This window comes from Paramagnetospirillum kuznetsovii (assembly GCF_003284725.1).
Classification (GTDB): Bacteria; Pseudomonadota; Alphaproteobacteria; order Rhodospirillales; family Magnetospirillaceae; genus Phaeospirillum; species Phaeospirillum kuznetsovii.
On record NZ_PGTO01000016.1, the window covers coordinates 14,320 to 27,539 of the forward strand.

Annotated in this window: 15 protein-coding genes; all 15 read left to right on the forward strand. The window is 64.5% G+C overall.

The genetic code is table 11. From position 1 onward, the window contains the following. The first annotated feature begins 17 nt into the window (after positions 1-17). The 15 genes from CU669_RS16180 to CU669_RS16250 all read left to right on the forward strand — a co-directional run bounded on the left by CU669_RS16180 (position 18) and on the right by CU669_RS16250 (position 13,212). Entirely contained in the window at positions 18-698 is a 681-nt protein-coding gene (locus CU669_RS16180) for a beta-ketoacyl synthase chain length factor (RefSeq protein WP_275667821.1), read from the forward strand. Beyond that, positions 688-1,464, forward strand: coding sequence for a lysophospholipid acyltransferase family protein (locus CU669_RS16185; RefSeq protein ID WP_161539689.1), 777 nt, complete (start codon positions 688-690; stop codon positions 1,462-1,464). Before CU669_RS16180 ends, CU669_RS16185 begins: the two co-directional genes overlap by 11 nt. Further along, positions 1,457-1,726, forward strand: a complete 270-nt coding sequence (locus tag CU669_RS16190; protein WP_112146602.1) for a phosphopantetheine-binding protein — start codon at positions 1,457-1,459, stop codon at positions 1,724-1,726. Before CU669_RS16185 ends, CU669_RS16190 begins: the two co-directional genes overlap by 8 nt. Further along, positions 1,723-1,968: an acyl carrier protein gene (locus tag CU669_RS16195; RefSeq protein WP_112146604.1), complete on the forward strand. Its 246-nt coding sequence runs from the start codon at positions 1,723-1,725 to the stop codon at positions 1,966-1,968. Before CU669_RS16190 ends, CU669_RS16195 begins: the two co-directional genes overlap by 4 nt. Continuing rightward, positions 1,949-2,518, forward strand: coding sequence for a COG4648 family protein (locus CU669_RS16200; protein ID WP_146747758.1), 570 nt, complete (start codon positions 1,949-1,951; stop codon positions 2,516-2,518). The genes CU669_RS16195 and CU669_RS16200 overlap by 20 nt, the downstream gene beginning before the upstream one ends. Continuing rightward, a complete protein-coding gene (locus CU669_RS16205) occupies positions 2,515-4,143 on the forward strand; it encodes an AMP-binding protein (protein WP_112146608.1) in 1,629 nt (542 codons plus the stop codon). The genes CU669_RS16200 and CU669_RS16205 overlap by 4 nt, the downstream gene beginning before the upstream one ends. After that, on the forward strand, positions 4,140-5,789 hold the full coding sequence (locus CU669_RS16210) for a glycosyltransferase family 2 protein (RefSeq protein WP_112146610.1): 1,650 nt from the start codon (positions 4,140-4,142) through the stop codon (positions 5,787-5,789). The genes CU669_RS16205 and CU669_RS16210 overlap by 4 nt, the downstream gene beginning before the upstream one ends. After that, positions 5,786-6,196, forward strand: coding sequence for an acyl-CoA thioesterase (locus tag CU669_RS16215; RefSeq protein WP_112146612.1), 411 nt, complete (start codon positions 5,786-5,788; stop codon positions 6,194-6,196). The genes CU669_RS16210 and CU669_RS16215 overlap by 4 nt, the downstream gene beginning before the upstream one ends. Next, the gene (locus CU669_RS16220; protein WP_112146614.1) at positions 6,193-6,771 is read left to right on the forward strand and encodes an outer membrane lipoprotein carrier protein LolA; all 579 of its coding nucleotides are present in this window, start codon (positions 6,193-6,195) and stop codon (positions 6,769-6,771) included. The genes CU669_RS16215 and CU669_RS16220 overlap by 4 nt, the downstream gene beginning before the upstream one ends. Further along, entirely contained in the window at positions 6,768-9,014 is a 2,247-nt protein-coding gene (locus CU669_RS16225; protein ID WP_112146615.1) for an MMPL family transporter, read from the forward strand. Before CU669_RS16220 ends, CU669_RS16225 begins: the two co-directional genes overlap by 4 nt. Positions 9,015-9,088: 74 nt before the next feature. Further along, the gene (locus tag CU669_RS16230; RefSeq protein ID WP_161539690.1) at positions 9,089-9,637 is read left to right on the forward strand and encodes a DUF3261 domain-containing protein; all 549 of its coding nucleotides are present in this window, start codon (positions 9,089-9,091) and stop codon (positions 9,635-9,637) included. Beyond that, positions 9,634-10,827 carry a beta-ketoacyl-ACP synthase gene (locus tag CU669_RS16235; RefSeq protein ID WP_112146619.1) on the forward strand — a complete coding sequence of 398 codons (1,194 nt, stop codon included), beginning with the start codon at positions 9,634-9,636 and terminating at the stop codon, positions 10,825-10,827. The genes CU669_RS16230 and CU669_RS16235 overlap by 4 nt, the downstream gene beginning before the upstream one ends. Beyond that, complete coding sequence (locus tag CU669_RS16240; RefSeq protein ID WP_112146621.1) at positions 10,824-11,270, forward strand: ApeP family dehydratase; 447 nt, start codon at positions 10,824-10,826, stop codon at positions 11,268-11,270. The genes CU669_RS16235 and CU669_RS16240 overlap by 4 nt, the downstream gene beginning before the upstream one ends. Continuing rightward, complete coding sequence (fabG, locus tag CU669_RS16245; RefSeq protein WP_112146623.1) at positions 11,267-11,986, forward strand: 3-oxoacyl-ACP reductase FabG; 720 nt, start codon at positions 11,267-11,269, stop codon at positions 11,984-11,986. Before CU669_RS16240 ends, fabG begins: the two co-directional genes overlap by 4 nt. Then, on the forward strand, positions 11,986-13,212 hold the full coding sequence (locus CU669_RS16250) for a beta-ketoacyl-ACP synthase (RefSeq protein ID WP_112146625.1): 1,227 nt from the start codon (positions 11,986-11,988) through the stop codon (positions 13,210-13,212). Before fabG ends, CU669_RS16250 begins: the two co-directional genes overlap by 1 nt. The last annotated feature ends 8 nt before the right edge of the window (positions 13,213-13,220 follow it).

The following is a 13,220-nucleotide window of genomic DNA, read 5'->3' on the forward strand; positions in this document are numbered from 1 at the left end:
TTTGCCTCATGCGGAACATGGCTGACCATATCACTTTTAATATAGCAGGCTGGGCGGCTTGGACAGGCGATGCCTGGGCCTTGTCCGGAACCGTCCAGGACGAGGAGCGGAACGCGGTTCCCGCCAGCTTGAAGCGGCGGGTTAGCGCCTGCGGACGTAAGGCGCTGGAAGCCGCATGGGCCGTTCTGCCCCAGGGCGCGGCCCCGAGGCTGGTATTGAGTTCGCGCCATGGTGAGTATCAGCGGACCTATGGATTGCTCATATCCCTCGCCGAGGATGGCAGTGTTTCTCCTGCGGAATTCAGCCTCTCGGTCCACCATGCACTGGTCGGCTTGCTGTCCATCGCCACGGCCAATCGGGCCGGTCACACCGCCATCGCGGCCGGTGAGGAGTCCTTTGCCTATGGTTTGTTGGAAGCCGCCGTTTCCGTCGGTCAAGACATGGCGCCCGTCCTGTTGATCCATTTCGACGAGCCGCTGCCCGCGTGCTATGCGGCCATCAGCGAGTCCGACCCACCCGCCATGGCTTTGGCGGTCTTGCTGACTCCGGGCGGCGACGGGGAGGCCGTCGCCATGGTGCGGGCTCAAGATGATGGTATCGCCGCCGAAAAGGGCATCGCGCAAGAGTTCCTGGATTTCCTTGGGTCAGGCGAATCCGCGCGCCGATCCGGGCGTTGGAGTTGGCGCCGTGTTGCTTGAACGACTGGATCGGGGCTGGCGGTGCCTGGGCACGGGACTATTCCTGGCGGTGATCGGCCTGGGCGGCTCGTTTCTGGCCCTGACCGTGTTTCCCGTCATCGTGCTTTTCGTCCGAGATCCCCTGGCGCGGCAGCGGCGTATCCAATCGGTGATCCGTGCCAGTTTCAAACTTTATTGCGCCGCGATCCAGGCCTTCCGCGTCGCCGATATCGAAGTGATCGGGGCGGAGCAATTGGAACAATTGCGCGGCGCCTTGGTGATCGCCAACCACCCGTCATTGCTGGACGTGGTCATGATCATGGCCGCCTTGCCCCATGCCCAATGCGTGGTCAAGGCCGGGCTGTTGCGCCATCCATTCTTCCGCCTTACCGTCCAGGGCGCAGGCTACATTCCCAATGATCTGGAGCCGGAGGCTCTGATGGCGGCCTGTGTCGCCACCTTGCGGGCGGGCAATAATCTGATCGTCTTTCCCGAAGGCACGCGGACGATCAAGGGACACTGGAAGCCGTTTCACCGAGGATTTGCCAATATCGCCACCCTGGCCAGGGCGGATGTGCAGTTGCTGAGGATTGACTGCGAGCCGTCGGCCCTGCACAAAGGCAACCCGTGGTGGAAGGTGGCCGAGAGGCGGACCGTGTTTCGGCTGACCGTGGGGCAATGCCTGGACATCCGTCAGTTCCTGGACCAGCAGTACAGGTCGGTGGCGGTCCGTAAATTGGTATCCTTCATCGAGACTCATTACCGGGAAGTGCTGGGGCATGGATGATCTGGAGAGTGAGCTGAAGCGGTTGATCGTTTCGGCCTTGATGCTGGAGGACTTGGCGCCCGAGGATATCGGCAGCGACGAGGCCTTGTTCGGCGATGCGGGCTTGGGGCTCGATTCCATCGATGCCCTTGAATTGGGCGTCGCCATCCGCAAGACCTATGGCATCAAGATCGAAACCGTTTCCGATGAGGTACGGGCGCATTTCGCGACTGTCCGTGCGCTGGCCGCCTTCATTCGGAGCAATGGGGGTAATGCGCCGTGACCCGAGACGAAATCTTCACCACCCTGTCCGGTTATCTCCAGGAGATGTTCGAAGTCCCGGCCGAGCGCGTCACCTTGCAGGCCAAGTTATTCGAGGATTTGGACCTGGACAGCATCGACGCGGTTGATCTGGTGGTGCGCCTGCAAGACCTGACCGGAAAGAAGATCTCGCCCGAGGCCTTCAAGACGGTGCGCACGGTCTCCGACGTGGTGGACCGCGTTCATGACCTTCTTACCGAATAGCCGTTCCGTCATTCCGGTGATCCTGGCCGTTCTGGGGGCGGCCTATCCGCTGATGGTTTATCTTTTGCTGGGCCGTGTCCCGGCCTTGGCTATCGTCATGATGGCCTTGGCTCTGGTGGGGGCGCGACTCGGCGTGGTCCGGGGCGCCGCGGCCACCCGCTTTCTGGTGCCCATATTGATTGCGGTCGCGGTCGCCACCGGTGGCCTGGCCCTGGCGGACGCGACCCTGGCGGCCTTGGCCTATCCCATCTTGATGAGCCTGGGCATGGCCGCCGCCTTTGGCTTTTCCCTGCGCGACGGTCCCAGCCTGATCGAGTTGTTCGCCAGTCTGACCAATCCCGATCCCAGCCCGTCGGCCCGGCGCTACATGCGCAAATTGACCATGGTCTGGACCGCCTTCCTGGTGGCCAACGCCATGATTTCGGGCCTGACCCTGGCCTGGGGCGATACGGTGATTTGGGCGCTTTATAACGGACTGATCAGCTATATCCTGATGGGGGCGCTGTTCGTGGGGGACGTCCTGGTGCGGCGAAGGCTGACATCGTCATGACCCCCCTGGCTCGATTGCACGCGGCGCCGTTCCTGCCCGATCAAGTGGTTGCGTTTCGGGGGGGCGAGCGTCTGACCTGGGGGCGGTTCAAGGCCGAGGTCGGCGGTGCCGCCCATGAGCTTGCCGCCTGCCGAAGCGTGGCGCTGGCATGCCAGGACAGCTGGCGCTTCGCCGTGTGCCTCTTCGCGCTTCTGAGCAATGGCGCCAGCGTGATCGTGGCGGCCAATACCCAGCCGGAGACCCTGGCGGCACTCGCCGGGGAGGTGGACCGGATCATCGACGACGGTTTCGTCCCAAGCCTGGGTGAATGGGGCATGGCCCCGGTGGCGGACCGAATGCTGCTTCAGTTCCACACCTCCGGTTCCACCGGTGCGGCCAAGCGTATCGGACGCAGTCTCGCTCAGATGGACATGGAGATCGCCGCCCTGGAGTCCCTGTGGGGGAGGCAATTGGCGGGCGCGCCCACCCTGGCGACGGTCCCCCATCAGCACGTCTATGGGCTGACCTTCAAATTGCTGTGGCCCTTGGCGGCCGGAAGGCCATTTTTCACGCGTCAGCATGATCTGTGGGAAGATGTGCTGGCCGATCTGCCGCCCGGCGCCATTCTGGTCACCAGCCCATCCCACTTGACCCGCCTGGGCGGGCTGGAGCCGGTGGCGCATTCCCCCCGTCTGGTCTTGTCCGCCGGTGCGCCCTTGCCCGAGGCGGCGGCGGCGGCGGCGCGGGGTCTGCTGCGGGTGCCCGTGACCGAGATCTATGGCAGTACCGAGACCGGCGCCGTCGCCACCCGGACCAGGGACGGGAGGGAAGGGGCCTGGAGCGCTCTTCCGGGCTATGGTGTCCGGCGCGATGGGGCCGGATTGTTGGAACTGGATGCCTTTGGCCAGACCGTCACCCTGGCCGACCGGATCGATCTGGAGGCCGATGGGCGCTTTCATTTGCGCGGACGCGCCGACAGGATCGCCAAGATCGAGGGCAAGCGGATCGACCTGGATGATGTGGAGCGCATCCTGGGCGCCCTGGAGGGGGTGGAATCGGCATCGGTTCTTGTCCTCGAAGGCCATCAACCCGCCCTGGCCGCCGTCGTGGTGCCCAGTGACGCCGGGCGCGAGCATCTGGACAGGCTTGGCGCCTTCAGGTTCAGCCGTCTGCTGCGCAAGGCGGCGGCGGCCGGTCTGGAACCGGCGGGCCTGCCGCGGCGCTGGCGATTCGTCGAGACCATGCCCATGGCCACCATGGGCAAGCGGCGCGCTCGCGACATGGCGGCCTTGTTCGAAGATGCGCCCCGCCTCCCCCCCGTTTCAGCGCTCCGCTCAACCGGGGCCGACGACGTGGAGATCGACCTTCAATTGGACCCGGACCTGTTTTGGTTCCAGGGGCATTTTCCCGGCCATCCCATTCTGCCCGGGGTGGTGCAAGTGGACTGGGCGCTCCACTTCGCCCGGACGGAATTGATGCTTGATCTGCCCGCCGCCCGTGAGTTTCAGATCAAGTTCAAGGCCGTCATGACGGCGGGCGACACGCCGACCCTGATCCTGCGCCATGACCGGGCCAAGGGGCGCTTGACCTTCGAATATCGTGATCGCGCCATCCGCTATTCCAGCGGCACGGTCTATCTGTCATGAAATTCTGCGCCGTCATCCCCAGCCATGATCACTGGAAGGCCCTGCCCGCCATCGTGGCGCGCCTGCGCGACGAAGGCCTGCCGGTCTTCATCATGGATGACGGCAGCAAGGCCGAGGCCGCCGCCGCCATCAAAGCCCTTCACGATCCGGCCCAAGGGGTGGTGGTTGCGCGATTGGCCGTCAATGGCGGCAAGGGTGTCGCCGTGCTGGCCGGATTCGCCCTGGCGGTGGAGGGGGGCTACAGCCACGCGGTCCAGGTGGATGCCGATGGCCAGCACGACCTGGATGCCTTGCCCCGGCTGTTGGAAGCCGCCCGTGCCAATCCGGCGGCCGTGGTCAGCGGCGCGCCGGTCTATGATGGGACGGTGCCCAAGGGCCGCCAGATCGGGCGCTGGATCACCCATCTGTGGGTTTTCGTGGAAACCCTGTCACTGCGGATTACGGATTCCATGTGCGGGTTCCGGGTCTATCCGCTGTCGCCCTGCATGGATTTGCTGGCGAAAGAGCGGGTCGGCCAGCGCATGGATTTCGATACCGACATCATCGTGCGGCTGTTCTGGCGGGGGGTGGCGCCTGTCATGATTCCGGTGAAGGTGACCTATCCGAGCGACAACACATCCAACTTCCATGTCTGGAAGGACAATGCGCGGATCAGTTGGATGCACACAAAGCTCGTCTTCCACATGCTGACTCATTTGCCGTCGGTGCTGGCCAATCGTCCGCCCGTGATCGGAGGCTCCCACTGGGCCAAGCTGGGGGAGCGCGGAGCCCTGTGGGGGCTGCGATTCGTCGCGCTGTCCTATCGCGTTCTTGGGCGTGCGGCCTGCGCCTGGGTGATGGCGCCCATTGTCGCCTACTTCTTCGCCACCGGGACGTCGCAGCGCCGGGCATCGCGGCACTATCTTGCTCGGGCGCTCGGGCGGCAACCCGGTCTTGTGGACGGCTTGCGCCATGCCATGAGTTTCGCCGGGCGGGCCTTGGATGCCTTTGCCGCCTGGACCGGCGCCATTGGCCCGGATGCCATGTCGGTGGACGATCCCGCGCGGCTGGCCGCCATGGTCGCCGATCCGAGGGGCGCTCTGCTGGTGGTGTCCCATCACGGCAATGCCGAGTTGTCTCACGCCCTGATGGACCCGTGCATTCGGCGAAGGTTGACCGTTCTGGTCCATACCCGTCATGCCGAGAACTATAACCGGCTGCTGGCCCGCCACCGGGGCGAGGCGGCGGCCCGGATGATCCAGGTCACCGAGATCGGCCCGGAAACCGCCATCATGCTGCGCGATTGCATCGAGCGGGGCGAATGGGTGGCCATGGCCGGTGACAGGGTTCCTGTCCTTTCGGCGGGGCGCACGGTTCGGGTACCCTTCTTGGGTGCCGAAGCGGAATTCTCGCAAGGCCCCTGGCTGTTGGCCGGTCTGCTGGGATGCCCTGTCCATCTGCTGTTTTGTCGGCGCGACCGGCCGGGACATTGGCGTCTGGCGCTGGAACCCTTCGCCGCCAAGGTGGAATTGGTTCGGGGGCACAGAGAGGCCGCCATGGCTGAATTGGCGGCGCGCTATGCCCGCAGGCTGGAACGGGAATGCCGCGAGGAACCCTGGCAGTGGTACAATTTCTTCGACTTCTGGGCCGGAGGCCAAGCCCGATGATAACGGCGGAAATCACCGTGACGGCGCAGTTCTACGACCTCGATCCCATGCAGGTGGTCTGGCACGGCAATTACCCGCGATTTCTGGAAGAGGCCCGCTGCGCCTTGCTGAACCTGATCGGCTACAACTACGTGGAAATGGAACAGTCGGGGTATCTATGGCCCATCGTGGATATGCGGCTGAAATATGTGCGGCCCATCCGCTTCGCCCAGACGGTGACGGTGGAGGCGAAGCTGGTGGAATACGAAAATCGCCTGCGGGTCGACTACCGCATCCGGGATCAGGCAACGGGCGAAGTCCTGACCAAGGCCAGTACCATCCAATTGGCGGTGGCGGCCAAGACCCAGGAATTGTGCATTGAATGTCCCGCCGCCTTGGTCGATCGGGTGAAGAGGTTGCTGCCATGAGGGCTGTTCTGGCGCTGCTTCTGCTCTTGATATCCGGTCCGGTCCTGGCCGATCCGGCGGTGCTCAAGGATGGCGATATCTTGCGCGGACGCTTTGTCCAGGAACGCCACATGCAAGGATTCGCCAATCCCATCCGTTCCGAGGGGGACTTCGTGGTGGCGCCGGGACGCGGCTTGATCTGGCGGGCACAGACACCCTTCGCGGTCACCACCGTGGTGACCAATGCCGGGCTGGTGCAATCGGTCAATGGGACGGAAACCACCCGTCTGGCCGCGTCCCGGCTGCCGTTTTTGTCACGGCTCTACGACATGATGGCCGGTGCCCTGGCCGGGGATTGGCATGCCCTTGATGGGGTTTTCGTCGTCGGGCGCGCGGGCAATACGGTGACGTTGACACCGAAGGGAGACGATGACCGCACCGGCGCCCAGATCGCGGGCATCACCGCCACTTTGGGCCGCTTCGTCGATGGGGTGGAGATCCGAAAGCCCAATGGCGATTTCGACCGGCTGCGCTTTAGCGATCAACTTCTGAATACCCGCCCCCTGGATGCCGCCGAGGCGGGTTTGCTGAAATGAGACGGGTTCTGGCCCTGATCTGGCTGCTGGTGGTACTGGCCGCCCTGGGCTATGTGGCGGTGCAATCCGTCCAGGGATTGCGATTGGAAACCGATATCCTGGCGCTGCTGCCCCGCGAGGACCAGGATCCCGTCTTGCAATCGGCCAAGGATCGCATGGCGCAAAACCTGGCGGGGCGGGCCGTCATCCTGGTGGGACATCCAAGCCGGGAGGTGGCGCGGGCCGAGGCCCTGAACCTGCGCCGGAATTTGCTGCGATCGGGCCTGATCAAGCCCAACACCGACATTCCCGATCAGGACGCCATCCGGCGCCTGGGCGCCGCCTATTTCCCCCATCGGGCGGGACTGCTGTCCGAGCCGGACCGGCAACGACTGGGGGCGGGGCAGGGCGAGCCGTTGGTGACCCGAGCCTTATCGCAGATTTTCGGCTTTGGCGGCGTCGCGGATTCCCGGCTGCTTGCCCGAGATCCCTTCATGCTGTTTCCCGCTTTCCTGGGCGATCTTCCGGTTCCGGCCAATCGCCTGGTCATGGACGGGGGAATGCCCAGCGTGGCGGATGGTCCTATCACCTGGGTTCTGGTCAGCGTGATGTTGGCGGGCGAGCCCTATGCCTTGGATTTTCAGCGTCGCTTTGTCGAGGCGGTCCAGGCCCCGTCCGGCGTCGCGCTGCTTCGCCTGGGGGCGGTGTTCTTCGCCCAGGCCGGGGCGGAACAGGCAACCGCCGAATCCTCGCGGGTCGGGGCCATATCCATGGCCGGGACGGTCTTGCTGGTCTTGCTGGCCTTCCGCTCCGTCGGTCCCCTGGTTCTGTCGGTGCTGGCCATCGGGACGGGATTGCTGACGGCGCTGGCGGCATGTCTGTGGCTGTTCGGATCGGTCCATGTGGCGGCCCAGTTGTTCGGCGCCAGCCTGATCGGTATCAGTGTGGATTATGCCCTGCTCTATTTCGGGCAGGTCTTCACGGTGCGTACCGCACCGTCACAGCGATTGAAGCATGTGCTTCCCGGCCTGACCTTGGGCATGGTCACCACGGTGATCGGCTATGGAAGCCTGGCGCTGTCGCCCTTTCCAGGATTGAAGCAGGTGGCTCTGCTTTCCGCCGTCGGCTTGATCGGCTCCTTTCTGACCGTCCTGCTCTGGTTTCCGCTCTTGGACCGCGCCCCAGGCCGGTCCTTGAACTCCAAGGCGGCGGCCATGGCGGCGGCGCTGTGGCGGTTTTGGTCCGAGGCGCGTTTCCAAGTTGCCCGCAAGGCGGTCTTGGCGCTGCTGGCTTTGCTGACCGTCTGGGGGATGACGCGGATTGAACCCGACGACGATGTCCGCCGTCAGCAAGGCTTGTCCCCGGTCCTGGTGGCCGAGCAGTCGGCCATCCAGCGTCTGACCGGTCTGGGCCAGAATACCCGCTTCTTTCTGGTGCAAGGGGAATCAGAACAGCAGGTGCTGGAACGGGAAGAAGCCTTGGGCGACAGACTTTCCGGTTTGACCGGCTGGCAGTCCGCCGCCCGGTTCGTGCCGTCTTTCCGGCGGCAGGCGGACAATGCGCGATTGGTCCAAACGGCGCTGATCGATCCCCATCTCGCCGCCTATCGGGCTCGGTTGGGCATGGCGGAGATAGAGGCGGTCGCCGTCTCCGATACACCTCTCGATCTGGCTATGATCCGCAGCGTCGGGGCCTTGCCCATTCTTGACAGCCTGATCCTGGACGATGCGATGCATGCGGTCATCTTGGACGGCGGAGCCGACACGGATGCGCTTCGCATGGCCGCCCAGGGCTTGGAGGGTGTGCGGTTGATCGATCCGGTCGGCGATATCAGCCGGCTGTTGGAAGCCTATCGGCACCGTGCCCTGATGTTGCTGGCGGTCTCCACGGTTCTGATGGTGCCGGTCCTGGTTTGGCGCTATGGGCGAAGTGGGGCGGTCAGGGTGCTGGCACCGGCCTTGGCGGCCATCATCGCCACGCCGCCGCTATTGGCGCTTGCCGGTTTAGGCTTCAGCTTTTTTGGCGCCATGGCGCTTGTCCTGGTCTTGTCCATCGGCACCGATTACGGCGTGTTTTGCGCCGAGGACAAGGTCCATGACCCGGTCACCCTGGTCTCGGTGTGGCTGGCCATGATCACGACCTTGCTGTCCTTCGGCCTGCTTGCGCTCAGCGATGTCGCCGCCGTCAAGGCGTTCGGAGCAACCATGCTGGTCGGCGTCTTGACGGCCTTCCTTTTGGCGCCTTCCGCCGGACGCAGGCCTTGATCCGGCGATTCCCGGTTTCTCGCCTTGGTAAGGTGATGCTATCTTTCGCCAATTATTCCTTTTACCGAAGTGCCATGCGTCGTTTCGCCCTTTGCCTTTTATGCGTCGTATTGCCGGGATGTGCTGCCGCGCCGACGTCTGGTGAACAGGTGCTGGTGGCGCCGGGCATCACGCTGGATTTGCCCAGCCCGGCGGATCTCGGCCGCTCGGTCGAGGTGGTGCAGTTGGTCACCGCCCGGCACGATGGCGAAAGCTTCGTTTTCGAAGGCAGACTGCTGATCCGGCCCGATCGTCTGGTTCTGGTCGGCAGCGACAGCATGGGGCGCCGCGCCATGACGGTGACCTGGGAGGCGGGCAAGGTCGAGGTGGAGCGCGCCTCATGGCTGCCCGAAACCTTGCGGCCTGAAAACATCCTGGCCGATATCGTGCTGCTTTATTGGCCGGAAGCGGTGGTCCGCAACGCCATCAAGGGCGCGGAGCTTACCCAATGGGCGGGGAACCGCAGGGTGGGGGACGCGATTCTTGTTTCCTGGCAGGGCGAACCCTGGTCCGGCGGCAGTCGCCTGCGCAATATTCCCTGGGGCTATGATCTGGACATCCAATCCGTGACGGTCGGGCCATGACCCTTTATCTCCCGGCCATGGCCGTATCAACCTGCCTGGGGCACGGCAAGGCCGCCACCATTGACCCCCTGATGGCGGGCAGCCGCGCGGGGCTGCGGTCACGCGACGATTTCCTGCCCGGCCGATCGGTTCCCCTGGGCGGACTGGCGGTGGAGCCTGGTCCGCTGCCCAGCGAATTTGCCAAGTGGGACAGCCGGAACAACCGCCTTTTGGCCGCGTTGGCCCTGGAAATCGAAGACGGGATCACGGCGGCCATCGACCGCTTTGGCCCCCATCGCATCGCGGTGGTGATCGGCACCAGCACCTCGGGCATCGCAGAAGGAGAAGCCGCCGTCGCGACCCACCAGGCCACCGGCATTTGGCCGGACGGCTTTCATTATCGTCGGCAGGAAACCGGAAGCGGCGCGGCTTTCCTGGCCCAATTGCTGGGGATATCCGGACCGGCCTATGTGGTTGCCACCGCCTGTTCCTCAAGCGCGAAGGCACTGGCCAGCGCCCGGCGCCTGATCCGGGCCGGCGTCGTGGATGCGGCCATAGCCGGTGGTGCCGATACCCTGTGCCGCATGACGGTCGCCGGTTTCGCCTCGCTCGAGGCTTTGTCGTCCCAACCATGCAATCCGTTCAGCGTCAACCGCTCCGGGATCACCATCGGCGAGGGCGGCGCTTTGTTCCTGCTGACTCCCGATCCGGCGGAGGTGGTCCTGGCGGGAATCGGCGAGACCTCCGACGCCCATCATGTCAGTGCCCCCGATCCCGACGGAAAGGGGGCGTTGGATGCCATGACCGCCGCCTTGGCCGATGCGGCTCTGTCGCCGACCCAAATCGGCTATGTCAATCTGCACGGCACGGCGACACCGCTCAACGATGCCATGGAGAGCAAGGCGGTGGCCGCCCTGTTCGATTTCCCCGTGACCTGCGGTTCAACCAAGGCCATGACAGGCCATACCTTGGGAGCCGCGGGGGCGGTCGAGGCCGCTTTCCTGTGGATGACGCTTTCACGGGACTGGAACCCCGATCGGTTGGTTCCGCCCCATCCGTGGGATGGCATTGCCGATCCCGCCCTGCCGCCCTTGGCCATGGCCCTCCCTGGGGCGCGCTTGCCGGTTGGAGCATCGGCCGCACTCAGCAATTCCTTTGCCTTTGGCGGCAGCAATTGCTGTGTCGCCCTGCGTCGGGGAGACGGGCAATGAGTCTGCCTTGGCCCATGGAGAGCCTGCTTCCCCATGCGTGGCCCATGCTGCTGCTGGATGACGCCCTAAGCCATGGCGACGACTGCGTCGCCACCCGGGTCACCATCCGGCCCGATCATCCCTTTGCAACATCCGAGGGCGTTCCTGGGCATGTCGGTATCGAATTGATGGCCCAGACCTGTGGTGCCTGGGCCGGGCTTAATGCCCGCAAGCAAGCAGAGCCGGTCCGCGTCGGCTATCTGCTGGGGACGCGGCGTTATACGGTGGACCGGTCGTGGTTCCGGTTTGGCGATGTCCTCGATATTCAGGCCAAATTGCTGTTTCGCGATCAGGGCATGGGCGTCTTCCAATGCAGGATCATGGTCGAGGGCAAGCCTGTCGCCGAGGCGCAGATCAATGTCTATCAGCCGGATGGGGATGGACTGGAAGTGGGGGACGCATGACGGCGCGCACCATCCTCGTGACCGGGGCAAGCAAGGGAATCGGCGCTGCCGTCGCTCGCAGATTGGCCGAGGACGGCTTTACCGTCCTTGCCCATTACCACTCCGACGAGGCGGGGGTGAAAGCGACCTTGGCCGCCATGGGCGGCAGGGGGCGTTCCATTCAATTCGACATCGCGGATCGGGACGGATGCCGCGCCGCCTTGGAAGCCGACATGGCGGCCCACGGCCCCTATTGGGGCATCGTGCTCAATGCGGGCATTGCCCGCGACACCGCCTTTCCCGCCATGGAGGATGAGGATTGGGACTTGGTCGTCGATACCAATCTGGGCGGTTTCTACAATGTCCTCCGCCCGGCGGTGATGCCCATGGTATCGGCCAGGAAGGGCGGGCGGATCGTCACCCTGTCCTCGGTTTCCGGCTTGGTGGGCAATCGGGGCCAGGTCAATTATTCCGCGGCCAAGGCGGGCATCATCGGCGCCACCAAATCCCTGGCCCTTGAACTGGCCAAGCGGGCCATCACGGTCAATTGCGTGGCGCCGGGCCTGATCGATACCCAGATGATCAGCGGCGTGCCGCTGGACGAAGTGATGAAGCTGATCCCCATGCGCCGCTTGGGCAAGTCGGAAGAGGTGGCGGATCTGGTCGCCTTCCTGTGTTCCAATTCCGCCGGATACATCACCCGGCAGGTCATTTCCGTCAATGGAGGGATGGTGTGATGCGCCGAGTGGCCGTTACCGGCATGGCCGGCATCACCGCGCTGGGCAATGACTGGCCCACCATCGAAGCGGCGTTCAGGGACCAGCGTACCGGCGTGCGGGCGATGGTGCCGGAATGGGATCGCTTCACCGGGATCAATACAAGGCTGGCCGCGCCGGTCCTGGGATTCGTCGCGCCGGATCATTGGCCGCGCAAGAAGACGCGGACCATGGGACGGGTCGCCACCATGGCGGTGGCCGCCAGCGAGGCGGCCCTGGCCGACGCCGGTCTTCTGGGGCATGCGGTGGTGACGTCGGGGCGGACCGGAGCGGCCTATGGATCATCCTTCGGCAGCCCCGACGCGGTGCTGGGCTTCTTCGAGCTGAAGATGAACGGGACGTCGCGCAATCTGAACGCCACCACCTATATCCAGATGATGAGCCATACCGCCTTGGTCAATATCGGTCTGTTCTTCGGGATTACGGGCCGCATGATTCCCACCTCCAGCGCCTGCACCTCGGGCAGCCAAGCCATCGGCTATGCCGCCGAGGCCATCCGGATGGGCAAGGCGGATGTCATGATCGCGGGCGGTGCCGAGGAGTTGGACATCACCGATTCCGCCGTGTTCGATACCCTGTTCGCGACATCGACCAAGAACGACACTCCCCAACAGGCTCCCAGGCCTTACGACCGTGATCGCGATGGTCTGGTGATCGGCGAAGGCGCCGCCACCCTGATCCTGGAAGAGTGGGAGCGCGCCAAGGCGAGAGGGGCCGTGATCCACGCCGAACTGGTCGGGTTCGGAACCAATTCCGACGGCAATCACGTCACCCAGCCCCAGGCCGAAACCATGGAAGTGGCATTGCGTCTGGCCCTGGAGGATGCCGGTCTGGCGCCGGATGCCATCGCCTTGGTCAACGGACATGGCACGGCCACGGAATGGGGGGATATCGCCGAATCCCAAGCCACCGCCAAGGTGTTCGGGCCACGCATTCCCATCCATTCCCTGAAAAGCTATTTCGGCCATTCCCTGGGCGCTTGCGGCTCCATGGAGGCCTGGCTGGGGATCAATATGATGAAGGACGGCTGGGTTTGCCCGACGGCCAATCTGGTGAGCGTGGACGAGCGCTGCGCTCCGCTTGACTATGTGATGGGGGAGGGGCGGACCATGGCGGTGGAGCACTTCATGTCCAACAACTTCGCGTTCGGCGGCATCAACACCTCATTGATTTTCCGGCGGGTTTAGGCCGGAAA

Bases quoted from the DNA above. Each gene is read 5' to 3' on its own strand.
- CU669_RS16180 (WP_275667821.1), top strand. From the start codon at position 18: ATGGCTGACCATATCACTTTTAATATAGCAGGCTGGGCGGCTTGGACA.
- CU669_RS16190 (WP_112146602.1), top strand. From the start codon at position 1,457: ATGGATGATCTGGAGAGTGAGCTGAAGCGGTTGATCGTTTCGGCCTTG.
- CU669_RS16200 (WP_146747758.1), top strand. From the start codon at position 1,949: ATGACCTTCTTACCGAATAGCCGTTCCGTCATTCCGGTGATCCTGGCC.
- CU669_RS16205 (WP_112146608.1), top strand. From the start codon at position 2,515: ATGACCCCCCTGGCTCGATTGCACGCGGCGCCGTTCCTGCCCGATCAA.
- CU669_RS16210 (WP_112146610.1), top strand. From the start codon at position 4,140: ATGAAATTCTGCGCCGTCATCCCCAGCCATGATCACTGGAAGGCCCTG.
- CU669_RS16215 (WP_112146612.1), top strand. From the start codon at position 5,786: ATGATAACGGCGGAAATCACCGTGACGGCGCAGTTCTACGACCTCGAT.
- CU669_RS16220 (WP_112146614.1), top strand. From the start codon at position 6,193: ATGAGGGCTGTTCTGGCGCTGCTTCTGCTCTTGATATCCGGTCCGGTC.
- CU669_RS16225 (WP_112146615.1), top strand. From the start codon at position 6,768: ATGAGACGGGTTCTGGCCCTGATCTGGCTGCTGGTGGTACTGGCCGCC.
- CU669_RS16230 (WP_161539690.1), top strand. From the start codon at position 9,089: ATGCGTCGTTTCGCCCTTTGCCTTTTATGCGTCGTATTGCCGGGATGT.
- CU669_RS16235 (WP_112146619.1), top strand. From the start codon at position 9,634: ATGACCCTTTATCTCCCGGCCATGGCCGTATCAACCTGCCTGGGGCAC.
- CU669_RS16240 (WP_112146621.1), top strand. From the start codon at position 10,824: ATGAGTCTGCCTTGGCCCATGGAGAGCCTGCTTCCCCATGCGTGGCCC.
- fabG (WP_112146623.1), top strand. From the start codon at position 11,267: ATGACGGCGCGCACCATCCTCGTGACCGGGGCAAGCAAGGGAATCGGC.
- CU669_RS16250 (WP_112146625.1), top strand. From the start codon at position 11,986: ATGCGCCGAGTGGCCGTTACCGGCATGGCCGGCATCACCGCGCTGGGC.